The sequence below is a fragment of the Pseudomonas sp. AGC41 genome (genome assembly GCF_057334555.1).
The window spans coordinates 1-15519 of the sequence record NZ_JBHFJB010000041.1 but is presented as its reverse complement, the minus strand read 5'-3'; the positions used below and the strand labels follow the sequence as shown (position 1 = coordinate 15519).

Genomic DNA, 15519 nt, shown 5'->3' with positions numbered 1-15519 from the left:
ATATCGATACCGGCACAATGAGGGTGAACGACTTCAAATCGTTTCTGCTGCTTCTTGCGCGCCATGACAATTCCTCGCAGGATTGAACGGCGCGCGGGGCACACGGTGTCGAACGGATTCACTCTCTCATACGTGGTCACAGCTTGCTGTGCCTACAACGACTCCACGCCGATACCGTGCCGGCCACTCTCCCTCGCGGGTGCGCACACACCAGTGATAGCTACGGCCTCTGTCCCCGCGCGCACCCAATATTAAGCCGAACACTTGTTTGCTGCGCGACAGCGCAGCGTCGGCGACGCGGCGGGGACTCCCTCGCCACGGATACTGATGTTCAGGATGGTTCGGGTTAAACCCGCACCATCAGGGCCTCGTCCGCATCCGCCGCGCCATGCAGCAACTCGATCAGCCAATCGATGAACACCCTCACCCTCGGCGACAGCTGTCGATGAGGTGGGTAGACCACTGAAATCGGCCATGACGGCACAGGATGATTGCTCAGCACTTCGATCAACCGTCCTTCCGCCAATTGCCGTTGCACGTGGTAACGCGGCGCCTGGATCAGGCCAAAACCCGCCTCGCATGCCGTCACGTAGCCGTCGGCGTTGTTGACGGTCAGCTCGGATGACATCTGCAATTCGCGCACCTGCCCTGCCACTTCGAATTCGAACGGGAAAAAGCGACCGTTACCGGACGCGAAACCAATGGCACGGTGCTCTGCCAGATCCTCCAGCGCCACGGGCGTGCCCGCGCGAGCCAGGTAGCCAGGGCTGGCGCAAGTCACTTGGCACAACCGCACGATCGGTCGCGCCACCAGCGCCTGGTCGCTGATGGCGCCGGCCCGGATGGCGCAATCCACCCCTTCGCGCTGCAGGTGAACCAGCCGGTCATGGAAACCCAGGTCCAGTTTCAACTGCGGATAGCGCCGATAGAAGTCCGCCAGGTTCGGCACGATCCAAGTGCAGCCGAAGGCGATGGGCATGTCCACGCGCAGGGTGCCGCGAGGCTGGCTGCGTTGCGCCGACAGCGAGGTTTCCAGGTCATCCAGTTCATCGAGCAACTGGCTGCAGCGCTGGTAATAGGCTTCGCCATCCAGGGTTGCGCGCACCTGCCGCGTGGTGCGCTGTAGCAGTTGCACCCCCAGATGCGCTTCCAGCTGCTGGATCAACAGGCTGACGGTAGCCCGGGGCAAACCCAGATCGTCGGCCGCCTTGCCGAAACCGCCCAGTTCGACGATGCGCCGGAACACCTGCATTGCCTGAAATCGATCCATGCTTCTGCTCACTATTCGGAAATCACGAATAGTTAAACCAAAAACAGCGACTTTATCCAGAAAACCGTTTTACGCAGACTAATCGCGTCACTTCAACGCAAAGGAAACAACCTCATGATCACTCGCCAACTTGGCCATCAGGGTCCACACGTCAGCGCCATCGGCCTGGGCTGCATGGGCATGTCGGATTTCTACACCACGGGCACCGACGAGCGCGAATCCATCGCCACGCTCCACCGCGCCGTTGAGCTGGGCGTGACCCTGTTCGACACGGCCGACATGTACGGGCCGCACACCAACGAAGAACTGCTCGGACGCGCCTTGCGCGGCAAGCGTGAAGGCATCTACCTGGCGAGCAAGTTCGGCCTGGTGCGCAGTGATGATCCGCATGCCCGGGGCGTCAATGGTCACCCCGAATACGTCCGACAGTCGATCGATGGCAGCCTCAAGCGCCTGGGTACCGATTACCTCGACCTCTACTATCAGCATCGCATCGACCCACAGGTGCCCGTCGAAGAAACCATCGGCGCCATGGCCGAGCTGGTCAAAGCCGGCAAGGTCCGCCACATCGGGATTTCGGAGGCCAGTGCCGAGACGATCCAGCGGGCCCATGCCGTGCATCCGTTGGCAGCGGTGCAAAGCGAATACTCGCTGTGGTCCAGGGAGCCGGGACACAACGGCGTGCTCGACACCTGCCGGCGCCTGGGCATCGCTTTTGTCGCCTACAGCCCCTTGGGACGCGGCTTCCTGACGGGCGAACTGAAGACCCCGGACGACTTTGCCGAAGACGACTACCGCCGCTTCAACCCGCGTTTCCTGGCGGACAATTTCCAGCGCAACCTGGCCTTGGTCGAACGAGTCAAGGCGTTGGCTGAGCAAAAGCAGATCAGCGCCTCGCAACTGGCCTTGGGCTGGGTGCTGGCCCAGGGCAGCAATGTGATCCCGATCCCGGGCACCAAGCAGCGCAAGTACCTGGAAAGCAACGTTGCTGCCGCCAGCGTGTTCCTGAGCGCCGAGGAGCTGGCTCAGCTGGATGCGATTTTCGGCGCCCGAGGCGCGGTGGCCGGCGAACGCTACAGCGCCGAGGTGATGACCTTGCTCGACGGCTGATCAGGCCGGGCTTTTTACCAGCAACGGCACCGGGGACATTCGTCCCCCGTGCCACCCCGGCACGTTTTCGATCCGATTCCTGACCAGCGGCGCCAAATCCCGCTGCGATATTCTGGCTTACTGCAAATCCTCTGCTATAGCTTAAGCCCTTCACTTCATCCATGTGAGGCAAGGGAATGTCAGTCGCCAAGAAGATGAGTGTGAGCCAGCTGACCATGCTGACCGCCGTCAACATGCTGGGGTCCGGCATCATATTGTTGCCGACCAAACTCGCCGAAGTCGGCGGCATCTCCATCCTGTCCTGGCTGATCACCGCCACGGGCTCGCTGGCATTGGCCTACGCGTTCGCCCGCTGCGGCATGCTCAGCCGCAAGACCGGCGGCATGGGCGGTTACGCCGAATATACCTTCGGCAAATCCGGTAACTACATCACCAACTACACCTACGGCCTTTCACTGTTGATTGCCAACGTGGCGATCAGCATTACTGCGGTCGGCTATATCCAGACGCTGTTCGAGATCAAGCTGGATTCGCTGCAAGTCGGCCTGGCGACCATTGCTTTGTTGTGGCTGACCACCTTCGCCAATTTCGGTGGCGCAAGCATCACCGGCAAGATCGGCGCCGTGACGGTGTGGGGAGTCATCGCCCCGGTGGTGCTGGTTTCCACGGTCGGTTGGTTCTGGTTCGACAGCAGCATTTATGCCGCCGGCTGGAACCCTCACGACAAGACCTGGTACGAAGCGGCAGGCGCTTCAGTGGCGATCACGCTCTGGGCATTTCTCGGGCTCGAATCGGCCTGCGCCAACGGTGACGCGGTGGAAAATCCCGAGAAAAACGTGCCGATCGCGGTCCTCGGCGGAACGCTCGGCGCCGCGGTGATCTACATCGTTTCCACCAACGTCATCGCCGGTATCGTCGACAACGCCGAGCTGGTCTCCTCCACCGCACCGTTCGGCCTGGTGTTCGCCAAGATGTTCACGCCGTTGGTGGGTGACATCGTCATGGGCCTGATGGTGCTGGCCTGCATCGGCTCGTTGCTCGGCTGGCAATTCACCGTCGCCCAGGTTTTCAAGAGTTCGGCGGACACCGGTTACTTCCTGCCGATCTTCGCCAAGGCCAACAAACATGGCGTGCCGATCATCAGCATGCTGATTCTGCTAGCGATGCAGACAGCCATGGCGCTGCTGACCATCAGCCCGGACCTGGCCAAGCAGTTCGATACGCTGGTGAACCTCGCCGTGGTGACCAACCTGGTGCCCTACATTCTCTCCATGGCGACACTGGTGACCCTGCAAAAGGTTTCGAATGTCCCGGCGAACAAAGCCCTGGTCACCAATATCGTCGCGGGCATCGCCGCGGCATACAGCTACCTGGCCCTCTACAGCTCGGGCGAACAAGCCTTGATGCTCGGCGGCGTTGCGGTGATCTTCGGCTATACGCTGTTCGGTTTCGTCAACACCCGCCTGATCCGCCTGGAGGCCATGAACAACAGCGTACCGACCCAGACCGTCGCGGCGCAGCACATCGTTGGCGAGCCCATTCCCGTCAACCACCTGAAGGCAGCTAACCTGGAGCCCTTGCCATGACGGAACATCGAAATCTGTTGGGGATGCTAGCCTTGCTGGTCTCCAATGCGCCCGACAAACGCAGCGTATTCGGCCGTGCCCTGATCCAGCTGATCAGCGACGTGGAGGACCGCGCCGTCAGCGTGCTGACCTCCGAAACCCTGAGTGATGCCAAGTCGATCCTGAGTTCCGACCCGGCCATCCAATGCGTACTGCTCAGTTGGGAAATCGACACCAGCGACGACCACCGCGAATGCATCGACCTGCTCACCGCGCTACGCGAGCGCAACACCCGCGTGCCGGTGTTCCTGATCAGTGATCGCAGCACGGCGTCCAACGTGCCGTTGATCGTCATGCAACATGCCGACGACTTCATCTGGTTGCCTGAAGATACCAGCCGTTTCCTTAGTGGACGAATACTCGCGGCCATCGAGCGCTATCGCCAGGCGGTGCTGCCACCGATGTTCGGCGCTCTGCTGAAATTCGCGCGCAGCTACGAATATTCCTGGCACACGCCGGGCCATGCGGGCGGCACGGCGTTCTTGAAAAGCACAGCCGGCCGGGCATTCTATGAATTTTTCGGGGAGAACCTGCTGCGCTCGGACCTGTCGATTTCCGTCGGCGAGCTAGGCTCCCTGCTCGACCACAGCGGCCCCATCGGACAGGGCGAGCGTTATGCCGCCAAAGTGTTCGGCGCCCATCGCACCTATTACGTCACCAACGGCTCATCGATGTCCAACCGCGTCATCCTGATGGCCAGTGTGACCCGTGACCAGATCGCGTTGTGCGACCGCAACTGCCACAAATCCGCCGAGCATGCGATGACCCTCTCCGGGGCCATTCCGACCTACCTGGTGCCGACCCGCAACCGCTTCGGCATCATCGGCCCGATCCTGCCGCAGACCCTGAGCGCTGAAGGCGTGAAGGCCGCCATCGCGAGCAACCCGCTGGTCAAGAGTCATATCGACCCGACGCCAGTGCACGCGATCATCACCAACTCCACCTACGATGGCCTGACCTACAACGTCACTCGCGTCGAGGAGTTGTTGGGGCAAAGCGTCGACCGCTTGCATTTCGACGAAGCCTGGTACGGCTACGCGCGTTTCAATCCGCTGTACAAGGACCGCTTTGCGATGCACGGCAGTCCGGACGATCACGACCCGTCGAAACCGACCGTGTTCGCCACCCAGTCCACGCATAAGCTGTTGGCGGCCCTGTCCCAGGCGTCGATGATCCATGTGCGCAACGGCCGCAATCCGATCCCCCACGGGCGCTTCAACGAGTCGTACATGATGCACGCCTCGACTTCGCCAAATTACGCAATCATGGCCTCCTGCGACGTCAGCTCGGCGATGATGGAGGCGCCCAGCGGGCAGATTCTGACCAGCGAGGCGATCGAGGAAGCCATCGCTTTCCGCCAGGTCATCTCGCATATGCAGAACGAGATACGCAGCCATGACGACTGGTTCTTTTCCTGCTGGCAGCCGCCGTCAGTGCAGGTCGACGGGGTGTCGATTGCGTTCCACGAAGCCGATCCGGCCAGGCTCAAGGTCGATCCAGGCTGCTGGGTCCTGCATCCCAATGAGGTCTGGCACGGCTTCGGTGACATTGAAGACGGCTACTGCATGCTCGACCCGATCAAGGTCTCGATCCTCAGCCCCGGAATGGGCGACGACGGCAACCTGCTGGACTTCGGTATTCCGGCGTGTGTGCTCAGTGCCTACCTGGGTACGCAAGGCATCGTGGTGGAAAAAACTACCGACTTCACCATCCTGTTTCTGTTTTCCATCGGCATCACCAAGGGCAAGTGGGGCACCCTGGTCAACGCGCTGCTCGACTTCAAGCGCGACTACGACGCCAACCTGGAACTGGAACTCTGTCTGCCCGACCTGTTGAGCGCCAACCAGCAACGTTATTCCGGCATGGGTCTCAAGGACCTCGCCGAAGAAATTTTCGCCGCCATGAAACAAACCAGGACCACTGCCGCCATGGCTCAGGCGTTCGGCACACTGCCTCAGGCGCACTTCAGCCCGGTGGAGGCGTACGAGAAACTGGTCAAGAACGAGATCGAGCAAGTCACCCTCGAAGAAGCGGCCGGACGCATCGCCGCGACGGGTATCGTGCCGTATCCACCAGGGATTCCCTTGCTGATGCCGGGAGAAAATGCAGGGCCGTCAGAAGGACCGGTGCTGACCTACCTCAAGGCGCTGGAAAGCTTTGACCGATCGTTCCCCGGGTTCACCCATGACACCCATGGAATTGAAAGCGAAGCGGGCACTTATCGATTGCTGGTGCTGAAACAGTAGCTCAAGCCGGGATCAGTCCGGCTTCCTGGTAGCTGAGGATCAGCTCGTCGAACAGGCCGATGTCGACCCGCGTCCGGGCAATCAACTGGGCACCGGCGACAGCGGTATAAATGGCCAGGGCGCGGCGTTCACACTTTTCCACGCTGCCCGTGCCGGCGGCTGCCAGCACCTCGGCCAGCCACGCCACGTTGGCGTCGGCGAACGCCTTGACCTCGCGCTTCACCGGCTCGGGCAAAGCCTCGTGTTCGGCTGCCATGAAGCTGGACAGGCAGAGTCGATTGCCGTCTTCCAGTGACTTGCGAAAGATCGACGGGTACAGCCGCAAGCAACCATGGGGGTCGGGGTTCTCCTCACGGTTCGTCTTCAGAACTGCGGCCGCGTCCTGCCAGTAGCGTTCGGCTACCGCCGCGCCCAGATCGGCCTTGCTGGGGAAGTGGTAGTAGATACTCGCGTTCTTGATCCCCACCGCTTCGGCAATGCTTCGAAAGTTGATTCCGCTGTAGCCATGGGTCTGCGCAGCGCTTTTAGCGGCTGCCAGGATGGCTTCCCGAGCGTTTTCGCTCACGTCCCGCTCCTCGTTTGAATGGCTGAAATTGGGCTGATTGTACCCGCGGTCGTTTTACCTGCCAAGTGACAGGTAGGGGTTGACAGTCCGAGAATTGCCGCCCAGTCTTTTACCTACCAATTGACAGGCAGGTAAACTTGATCATGACGCTCACTCATTCCCATCACGACGTTTCCAAGCTTCAAATATTGAAAATCCATGACTGGTTCGACGGGCCGTACCCGGCGCGAGTACGCATCGCCCTGGCCGAGAAAGGTCTACTCTCGAAAACCGAATTCGTCTCGGTCAATCTATGGACGGGCGAACACAAGAAGCCGGAGTTCCTCGCGATCAATTATTCGGGAACGCTGCCGGTATTGGAGCTGGAAGACGGCACGCTCATCGCCGAGTGCACGGCAATCACGCAGTACCTGGACGCCTTGGTTGGCGCCCCTGCCCTGACCGGTGAAACGCCTCTGGAAAAAGGCCTGATCCACATGATGACCAAACGCGCCGAAATAGAATTTCTGGATGCGGTCAGCGTGTACTTCCATCACGCGACGCCGGGCCTCGGCCCAGAGGTCGAGTTGTACCAGAACGCTGAATGGGGCATGCGGATGCGCGACAAGGCGGTCAGGGGCATGCGTTATTTCAACGACCTGCTGAGCCAACGTCCTTTTGTTGCAGGCGAGCGTTTTTCCATGGCTGACATCGCGGTATTGGGCGGGATGATCTTCGCCTCGCTGGTCAAGTTGCCAGTGCCCGAGGAATGCCAGGCGTTGCTGGCATGGCATGCGAAGATGCAGGCCAGACCCAGCGTCCAGCAGTGGCGAGCAATGGTCGAGGGCGGCGCAGCGCAACGTTGAAGTAAAAGCGCATCCGCCATTCGATACAACGGCGGCGGATGCGCTTTGTCAGCCAGCCGTGCAACAACTCGAGCGGCTCACGCCAACAGTTCGCTGATCCAGCGGATCTGCCGCGCGATTTCCTGCACTTTCTCCTGCGCCACGCCCTGTTGCGCCCGAGTCAGGTTAGCCAGGGTCTTGTGCTTCAACCGCAGCATGCGCTGCCACTTGGCCAGGAATACCGGGCTGCGGGCCTGCATCTGCAGCGGGCCGAAGTACAGTTCCTCGGCGCTGTACGTCACCGGCCCATCGCGCTCGGCGACGATGATTTCGTAGTAGAAGCGGTTCTCCCGCAACATTTCCTCCCACAAGATGCGGTAATCGTGGGTCATCAACCATTGGCGCAGTGGCTGCTCGCCGCCGTTAGGCTGCAGGATCAGCCGTTCCCGGCCGCTCAGGCGGGACTTGCCGGCCTCGAGAATGTCGCGAATCGTCTCGCCCCCCATGCCGCACAGGCTGATCGCCGTTATGCCGTCGCCGGGTTCGATCGCCGCCAAGCCGCTGGCCAGGCGCACGGCAATGGTTTGTTCCAGCCCGCTTTCGCGCACCGTGCGTTCGGCCGAGCGGAACGGCGTCAACGCCACCTCCCCGGCTACCGCTGCGGTGATCATGCCACGACGGAGCAATGCCACCGGCAGGTAGCCGTGATCGGAACCGATATCGGCCAGCCGCGCACCCGCCGGCACATGCGCTGCCACGCGCTCCAGGCGCATGGACAATGTCTGCTCGTTCAAACTTCCAATCCTATTTTCGCCAGGCCCGGCTTCTGTAGCCACGACCAAGCGCCGCACTGTACCAGCGAAGGATGCAATAAGGCTGGTAAACCCTCGCGCGGGCGGCCCAGCACAGCACGCAACTGAGGGATCGTTCTCATAACAGAGGCGCAGTCGACGTCAGCCACGTCTTTGGGTCTATGCTTGTATTGGGTTCGCTCAGCAACAGTGAACCGCCCTATCAGGAGAACATGTGAAGTATTCGATGCCTGCCGCCGCACTGCTCTGTCTGTTGCTCGGTTCAGGGGCCGCAGCCGAGCCATATCAGGTCGTGACCGAGGAATGGGCACCTTACAACTACGTGCAAAACGGACAGCTCACCGGTATGACCACGGAAATCGTCCGAGCCATCATGGCGCAGACCGGGGATGATTTCGAGGTAGTGCTGCAGCCCAGCATGCGGGCCACGCAAATATTGCGGACGCGGCCCAAGACCATCATGTACTCACTGTTCCGCACGCCGGAGCGCGAATCGTTGTACAAGTGGGTCGGGCCGATCGTCGAAGAATCCATCCACGCCTATCAATTGGCTGACGCGCCGCCGATCACTTCGCTGGAACAACTGCTGCGCGCCCCGCAAGTCACCACTCGCCATGCCGGTCTGGTGCCCCAGATGCTGAAATCGCTGGGTTTCAACAACCTGGACAAGAGCGCCACCGAGAGCAAGCTGCTCTACCGCATGTTGCTGGCAGGACGGACGAATATCATCGTTGGCGATACCGATGCGGGGGTGGCGTATTACAGCCGCCAGTTGAAAATACCCGCCGGGACACTGCGCAGGATTCCCATCGAACTCTACCGCTCCTCGCTGTACATCGCCTTCAGCGTCGACAGCGACGAGCAGGTGATTGCCAAGTGGGCCAGCGCGCTTGAACAGCTGCGCCGCTCCGGTGAACTGGCACGCATCCAGCAACGCTACGAGCAACCTGCCGAACGCTGAAGCACAACGGCTTCACGACGCGCCGGCAACCCGCCTGACCCGGTGACAATCCCACGGTTCGAGTTTCCGGCCGCTCGATGAACGAACCTCCATCGGCATCAGCGGCTGCCCTGACTCGTTGTCTACCAACAGCGACCTTGTTTCCTGCGGGGAGAACAGGAACCTTTCGCCCCACTGCCTCAGGCTGACCACCAGCGGAAAAACCGCCTGGCCTTTTTCCGTCAGGACATATTCCTTGTAGGCACTTCCATTCGCGGCGGGCCGCAGATCGAACACGCCGACTTCGACCAAGGCCTTGAGCCGCGATGCCAGGATGTTCTTGGCCACGCCCAGGTTCTTTTGAAACTCGCTGAAGCGGCGAAGCCCATCGAAGGCGTCGCGGATGATCATCAGCGACCAGCGGTCGCCGATGACTTCCAGCGTGCGCGCCACGGGGCATTCGCGGTTATGCGACACATCGTTCTCAACCATCTTGTTTTCCCTTCGGACAAGCTACGGTACGCCGCTTTCTCGTCGGTCAGTTTCGCCCGAGTGGTTGCAATTTAAAACCCAATCAAGCAAAAATCACAAACAGGTTTTTAATTGAAACCAGAACACTCCCCGGAGGAGAGAATGACCGCGCACATCGCCTTGAACAGAGGCCTGTCAAAAACGCTCACGTTATTGTTTTCGGTGACGTGCGCGCTGGCCGTCGCCAACGTTTACTTTGCCCAGCCATTACTTGCCTCCATGGCCCACAGCCTCGGCGTGACGTCCGGATCGATCGGCATCGTGGTGACGGCCACTCAGGCTGGATACGCGCTAGGGCTGCTGTTCATCGTGCCGTTGGGCGACAAGGTCGACAGCAGGCGACTGATCCTGACGCTCGTGACGTTATCGGTGCTGGCGCTGGCGGCCGTCGGTGCTTCCCGGCACTGGCTGGTCCTGTTGGCAGCCATGAGCCTGACGGGCTTGATGGCAGTGGTCGTGCAGGTGCTGGTCGCCTATGCCGCACTGCTGTCTCCACCGGCCCAACGCGGGCAGGCCGTGGGGAGCCTGACCAGCGCGATTGTGCTGGGCATTCTCATGGCCCGGTTCACTTCAGGGCTGATCGCCGACCTGGCGGGCTGGCGTGCGGTTTATTTCGTTTCGTCAGGACTGATGCTGACGATCGCGGCGGTGTTATGGAAAATAGCTCCACCCGCCAAACCGCTACGTAACCAGCATACCTACCCAGCGCTCATTCGATCGCTGTTCAAACTGTTCCTGACGGAACCGGTCTTGCGCAGCAGAGGCCTGTTCGCCCTGCTGATCTTCGCGGCTTTTTCCGTGCTATGGACCGCCATGGTATTGCCCCTCAGTGCCGCGCCGCTGGCGCTTTCACACACCGCCATCGGCCTGTTCGGTCTGGCCGGCGTTGCCGGGGCGCTTGCCGCCAGGAGGGCCGGCCGCTGGGCGGACCGAGGCTGGGGGCAACGCGTCACCGGGCTTTCCCTGGGGCTGCTGGCGCTCTCCTGGTTGCCCATTGCTTTTGCCGAGTCGTCGTTGATCGCGCTGGTCGTGGGGGTGATCCTGCTCGATTTTGCCGTGCAGGCGGTGCATGTCACCAACCAGAGCTTTCTGTTCGCTGCACGGCCCGATGCGCAGAGCCGAATGGTCGGCGCGTACATGTGTTGCTACTCGATCGGCAGCGCGCTGGGGGCGGCAGCAGCCACGCAGGTATACGCGTTGTGGGGCTGGCAGGCGGTGAGTTTGCTGGGCGCCTCGATCAGCCTCACAGCGCTGGTTTCATGGGTTTCTCAGCGCGGGGCCAACCTTTTCAACCGCAGTAAAAAACTATCGACAGCGGCCTTTTCGCCAATATATTGGCGACAAAAACAGAGATTATTAAAACATCTAAAAAAGTGACAATATTCCGACAAATGGCACTGGCGTGCCATTGCTGAAGGTTCGATGAAGCGCTCATCATCCGCCTCATCAGCCCTGCCTGTTCAGCCGAGCAGAGCTGGTGCAGAGGTAACCAATCGCATCGCCCAGCGGAGCAATACAAGGATGATGACCGTATATTTTGTCGTTATGACCATTTGCAGTGGCTTCGAGGGCTGCGTTGAAGAACGCAAACCGGGGCCGACCTATGCTTCAAGGCAGATCTGCTTGGAGACGACCCGGGAGATGACGCCGCGCAAGGGCGTGAAATTCAAGTGCCGCAGCGAACGTTCCAACGTGATTTTCACCGAGGCGCCGCGCCCGGAAAGTTACGAGAGTCTCGTCTCGACCAAAATCCAGGGGCAGCCTTGACCTTATTCCCGCGCCCATGGGTTTTCGATGCCCAGCCGCTTGACGCCTTGTTTCAGCAGGCGCCCTGCCCCAGCAACCATTCAGTGAAGGCTCGTACCGCTGGCTGCCGCTCCCGTCCCGGTACGCACACCAGCGTATAGCGCGCACCCGCCAGGCGAACCTCTGGCCGATAAGACACCAACTGCCCTCGGGCAACCGCATCGGCAACCAGGACCTGGCTGGCCAGAACCAAGCCGTGTCCGACGATCGCTGCCTGCAGCGCGTGTTGCTCTTCGTCATAGCCTCGCACGCGAGCATTATCCAGCCAGCTCGAGGTACCAGCCCGGGCACACCAGGTCTTCCAATCGACCGCGACATCGGAGCTGCCAAGCCACGGCACGTCGATCAACTCGACGGGTGCCCCCGTTGCGGGCGGCGGCCAGCCAGGATGGCAATAGGCACCAAAAAACTCATCCAGCAAGGGCTGCTCGAACAGATGCGGATCCGAGGTAAACACGGCACGGATCGCCAGGTCGACGCTGGCATCACGCTGCAAGTCGACAACGTCATTGCTGCTGTGCAGTCGGATGCTGATGTCCGGGTGCGTTCGATAAAAATCACCGAGCCGCGGGATCAGCCACAGACTGGCGAAGGCCGGCGTCGTGCTCACCACCAGTGATTGCGCGACACAAGGCGGCGACAATGTCTGCAAGCCGTGCTGGATCTCCAGCAAGGCCCGGTGGATATGCGGATAGAGCCGCTCGCCATCGGGGCTCAGGCGGACGCTCTGGCTGGAGCGTTCGAACAGCCGCACGCCTAGAAACGCTTCGAGGCTCTTGACCTGATGAGAGATCGCCGCGGCGCTGATATTCAGCTCCTGGGCGGCCGCCTTGAAGCTGCCCAACCGTGCGGCGGACTCGAACCCGCGCAGGGCGGTCAGGGGTTGTCTGGCAAACATGGCGGCAGCATTACTCAGGTTGAGCGAGGCTCAATTTAGCTCAATTGTGCGCCGCCGCTCAATTCGCCAGCCTGTGGTCTTGCCCCGTTTCCAGGAGACCACCGATGCAAGGCACACCTCGAAAAATCCTTCAAGCCATCCTTTACGAAGCCGGCGGCGTGCTGTTCGTGGCTCCGGCACTGGCGCTGATCTACCAGCAAGGCATGGGTTATTCAGCCCTGCTGTCGTTGCTGATTTCTTTCGTCGCGCTGGCCTGGAACATGCTGTTCAATGGTTTGTTCGAAGCCTGGGAGCGGCGCCAGGACAATCGCCAGCGCAACTGGCGGCGGCGCCTGTGGCATTCGCTGGGATTCGAAGGCGGCCTGACGTTGATCCTCACGCCAGTGATTGCCGCGTGGCTGGACATCAGCCTGTGGCAGGCATTGGCGACAAACCTGGGGCTCTTTGTGTTTTTCTTTTTCTACGCCCTGGTTTTCCAGTGGGCATTCGACCGGGTGTTTGATGTTCCGCTGTCGGCGCAACCCGACCAGGCCTCGACTTGCAAGGCCAACGCCATCTGAAGCAGACCACCGCTACAGGCGAAAACGCTGCTGCATGGCCTGGCCAAGCAGGTCTACCGCTTCATCGCCGCGTGACGCCTGGGAGCGCATGAACACCACTGCATGGTCGGCAATCACTGGCAGGCCGTCGAGGATCCGCATGTGCTCGGTCACCCGGGCACGATCGATCAGGCTGATCGCCAAACCGGCCTCCACACAAGCCTTGACGGCCTGGTTGGACGGGCTTTCCAGAACGACGCGCAGCCTGTGGCCGCTGTCCCTGAGCGCCTGCATCATGGCTTGTCGATAGGGGCACTGCGCCGCGTGCACAGCCAGCGCGAGCGGCTCCATCGCGCTGGCCGTCGCGTGAATCGCGCCAACCCAGACCGGCGTAGTGATGGTCAATACCTCAGCCTCCGGCCCTGGCTGATCCATCGGCTGGGCGAGCACGGCAGCCTGCAGTTTCCCGCGCTGCACCTGCTCACGCAGGGCATAACTGGGGGCCGTCCTGAGATCGAGGATCACGTTAGGCCAGGCAGCCGTGAATGTCGGCAGGATGTCGCGGATAACGTGGTCGGCGTATTCGTCCGGCACGCCTAACGTGATGCGACCCGCCAGCCGCGTGCCGTGCAGGTCGGCCAGCACCCGATCGTGGGTGGTGAGCAACTCGGTGGTGGAAAGCAGCAAGCGTTTGCCCAGCGCGGTCAGGGATACCGCCTGATTGTCGCGGTTCAGCAAACGGCCGCCAGCGACCGCTTCCAATCGCTGGATGTGCACGCTCACCGCCGCCGGGCTTTTGTGCAGTTGCTCGGCTGCGGCGCTGAACTTGCCGATTCGCGCAACGGCGTGAAAGGTCCGTATCAGCTCGATATCCAATATGGCGGTCATGATTCAAATTTCCTGAACGACTGCTGCAAGATATTTTGATTTATTAGATTAGGCTGCTTTCGTAGCCTGTGACCATGAACCTGCCCAAATCGATCACCTGCCCTTTGCCGTCCAGCGTCTATTGGCTGATCCCCTTGCCTTTGCTGGAGGCCGCCCTGCTTCTGGCCTGGAGCTCCGGGTTTGTCGGTGCGCGATTCTCCATTGATTACGCGCCGCCATTGCTGGTGGTGTTCTGGCGCTGCCTGGTAGTCACACTGGTGCTGTTTCCTTTTGTCATCGGGCAGTTGCGGCGAGCCTCGCGGGTCACTTTGTTGAAAAACGCCGGCATCGGCCTGCTCGCGATGGCTGGGTACCTGGCTGGTATCACCCAGGGCATCGCCTTGGGCGTACCGGCCGGGCTGGCGGCACTGTTCGCCGATCTGCTGCCGATAGGCCTGGCGATGCTGGCCGCTGGGGCACTGGGCCAGCGCTTGGCGCCGCGCGTCTGGGCCGGATTGATCGTCGGCCTGATCGGCGTTGCACTCGGCACCCACGGCGCGCTGGCTTGGGGCCACGCGCCACTGTGGGCGTACGGGCTGCCATTGCTGGGAATGTTTTCGCTGGCTATCGCGACCCTCTGGCAAAAGCGGCTGCCTGCCGCGCAATCGCTCGGCCTGCTGCCCAACCTCTGGCTGCAATGCTGTGTCTCTGGCCTGGCATTCGCCGTGATCGAGGGCACGCAAGGCAGCCTGGCGCCGATACCGAGTACCGGGTTTGCGCTGAGTGTGCTGTGGACGGCAGGTTTGTCGACCATGGGCGGTTACGGGCTCTATTGGCTGTGTCTGCGCCGGGCATCCACCACCCGCGTTGCCAGCGTCCTGTACCTGAGCCCACCGATCACGATGCTGTGGGCCTGGGCGATGTTCGACGAACCGCTTTCATGGCAGATGGCACTGGGGATGGCGGTGTCCGCCATCGGGATCTGGCTGGTGGTGCGTGAAGAAAGCCGGCAGATGCGACGGACTGAAAATCGGTAGGAGTCATCAAGAGTTCGCTGAGTCGGGCGGATAAGTCAATTTGAGCCCGATCACAGTGCTACAGTCGCGCACCAACAACGAGGGACCGCCATGCGCATCGTGGGAATTGCTTTGACCATCACACTGCTGACAGGGTGCGCGACGGCCAACGAAACCTTTGGCACCGGGCAGCTTTGCGGTATTCACCCTTATTGCGGTGTGTCCGTCGACCTCCAGGTGCTCAAGGCGACGACCGAAGATAACGCGACCATCGCACGCGCACTGGCGCCGTTCGCAGTCATCGATCTCCCCCTAAGCTTCGTCGCCGATACGCTGATCCTGCCCTACACCATTTTTCATATGAGACCGGCTGAGGATTAGGTTCCCTTTCCAAGGACGATGCTGCACATACTTGCCTGCTCGCGAAGGCGGAGTGTCAGGCAATGAGGATATGAATGTGCAGGCCTCTT

The 15519-nt window shown here is 61.1% G+C and carries 16 protein-coding genes; 10 read left to right on the top strand and 6 right to left on the bottom strand.

Going from position 1 to position 15519, the window contains the following annotated elements:
* Positions 1-346: 346 nt before the first annotated feature.
* Positions 347-1270: a LysR family transcriptional regulator gene (locus tag ACE04F_RS08320; RefSeq protein WP_486105774.1), complete on the bottom strand. Its 924-nt coding sequence runs from the start codon at positions 1268-1270 to the stop codon at positions 347-349.
* A gap of 114 nt (positions 1271-1384) precedes the next feature.
* On the opposite strand from ACE04F_RS08320, the gene ACE04F_RS08315 reads away from it, so the two are divergent.
* The 3 genes from ACE04F_RS08315 to ACE04F_RS08305 all read left to right on the top strand — a co-directional run bounded on the left by ACE04F_RS08315 (position 1385) and on the right by ACE04F_RS08305 (position 6251).
* The gene (locus ACE04F_RS08315) at positions 1385-2380 is read left to right on the top strand and encodes an aldo/keto reductase (protein ID WP_486105772.1); all 996 of its coding nucleotides are present in this window, start codon (positions 1385-1387) and stop codon (positions 2378-2380) included.
* A 176-nt stretch (positions 2381-2556) separates the two neighbouring features.
* Positions 2557-3966: a putrescine-ornithine antiporter gene (gene potE / locus ACE04F_RS08310; RefSeq protein WP_486105770.1), complete on the top strand. Its 1410-nt coding sequence runs from the start codon at positions 2557-2559 to the stop codon at positions 3964-3966.
* A complete protein-coding gene (locus ACE04F_RS08305) occupies positions 3963-6251 on the top strand; it encodes an Orn/Lys/Arg family decarboxylase (RefSeq protein ID WP_486105768.1) in 2289 nt (762 codons plus the stop codon). Before potE ends, ACE04F_RS08305 begins: the two co-directional genes overlap by 4 nt.
* A 1-nt stretch (position 6252) precedes the next feature.
* Here ACE04F_RS08305 and ACE04F_RS08300 read toward each other — a convergent pair whose 3' ends face one another.
* Positions 6253-6816, bottom strand: coding sequence for a TetR/AcrR family transcriptional regulator (locus ACE04F_RS08300; protein ID WP_486105766.1), 564 nt, complete (start codon positions 6814-6816; stop codon positions 6253-6255).
* A 143-nt stretch (positions 6817-6959) separates the two neighbouring features.
* Between ACE04F_RS08300 and ACE04F_RS08295 the strand changes: the two genes are divergently transcribed.
* Positions 6960-7661, top strand: coding sequence for a glutathione S-transferase (locus tag ACE04F_RS08295; protein ID WP_486105764.1), 702 nt, complete (start codon positions 6960-6962; stop codon positions 7659-7661).
* A 77-nt stretch (positions 7662-7738) separates the two neighbouring features.
* Here the strand turns inward: ACE04F_RS08295 and ACE04F_RS08290 are convergent, their stop codons facing one another.
* Complete coding sequence (locus tag ACE04F_RS08290) at positions 7739-8434, bottom strand: tRNA (adenine(22)-N(1))-methyltransferase (protein ID WP_486105762.1); 696 nt, start codon at positions 8432-8434, stop codon at positions 7739-7741.
* 244 nt (positions 8435-8678) lie between these two features.
* Here ACE04F_RS08290 and ACE04F_RS08285 point away from each other — a divergent pair, with 244 nt between their 5' ends.
* A complete protein-coding gene (locus ACE04F_RS08285; protein WP_486105776.1) occupies positions 8679-9413 on the top strand; it encodes a substrate-binding periplasmic protein in 735 nt (244 codons plus the stop codon).
* 12 nt (positions 9414-9425) lie between these two features.
* Here ACE04F_RS08285 and ACE04F_RS08280 read toward each other — a convergent pair whose 3' ends face one another.
* Positions 9426-9884, bottom strand: coding sequence for a winged helix-turn-helix transcriptional regulator (locus tag ACE04F_RS08280; RefSeq protein WP_486105760.1), 459 nt, complete (start codon positions 9882-9884; stop codon positions 9426-9428).
* Between the two features lie 141 nt (positions 9885-10025).
* Here ACE04F_RS08280 and ACE04F_RS08275 point away from each other — a divergent pair, with 141 nt between their 5' ends.
* Both ACE04F_RS08275 and ACE04F_RS08270 read left to right on the top strand, forming a co-directional pair.
* On the top strand, positions 10026-11300 hold the full coding sequence (locus ACE04F_RS08275; protein WP_486105758.1) for an MFS transporter: 1275 nt from the start codon (positions 10026-10028) through the stop codon (positions 11298-11300).
* 144 nt (positions 11301-11444) lie between these two features.
* Positions 11445-11690: a hypothetical protein gene (locus ACE04F_RS08270; protein WP_486105756.1), complete on the top strand. Its 246-nt coding sequence runs from the start codon at positions 11445-11447 to the stop codon at positions 11688-11690.
* A 52-nt stretch (positions 11691-11742) separates the two neighbouring features.
* Here ACE04F_RS08270 and ACE04F_RS08265 read toward each other — a convergent pair whose 3' ends face one another.
* Positions 11743-12627 carry a LysR substrate-binding domain-containing protein gene (locus ACE04F_RS08265; RefSeq protein ID WP_486105754.1) on the bottom strand — a complete coding sequence of 295 codons (885 nt, stop codon included), beginning with the start codon at positions 12625-12627 and terminating at the stop codon, positions 11743-11745.
* Between the two features lie 104 nt (positions 12628-12731).
* Here ACE04F_RS08265 and ACE04F_RS08260 point away from each other — a divergent pair, with 104 nt between their 5' ends.
* Positions 12732-13187 carry a PACE efflux transporter gene (locus ACE04F_RS08260; protein WP_486105752.1) on the top strand — a complete coding sequence of 152 codons (456 nt, stop codon included), beginning with the start codon at positions 12732-12734 and terminating at the stop codon, positions 13185-13187.
* Between the two features lie 12 nt (positions 13188-13199).
* On the opposite strand, the gene ACE04F_RS08255 is transcribed toward ACE04F_RS08260, so the two are convergent.
* Positions 13200-14054 (bottom strand): LysR family transcriptional regulator, encoded by an 855-nt coding sequence (locus ACE04F_RS08255; RefSeq protein ID WP_486105750.1) that lies wholly within the window; start codon positions 14052-14054, stop codon positions 13200-13202.
* Positions 14055-14128: 74 nt separating this feature from the next.
* On the opposite strand from ACE04F_RS08255, the gene ACE04F_RS08250 reads away from it, so the two are divergent.
* Both ACE04F_RS08250 and ACE04F_RS08245 read left to right on the top strand, forming a co-directional pair.
* Positions 14129-15070: a DMT family transporter gene (locus tag ACE04F_RS08250; RefSeq protein WP_486105748.1), complete on the top strand. Its 942-nt coding sequence runs from the start codon at positions 14129-14131 to the stop codon at positions 15068-15070.
* A gap of 90 nt (positions 15071-15160) precedes the next feature.
* Entirely contained in the window at positions 15161-15430 is a 270-nt protein-coding gene (locus ACE04F_RS08245) for a YceK/YidQ family lipoprotein (protein ID WP_486105746.1), read from the top strand.
* Positions 15431-15519 lie beyond the last annotated feature (89 nt).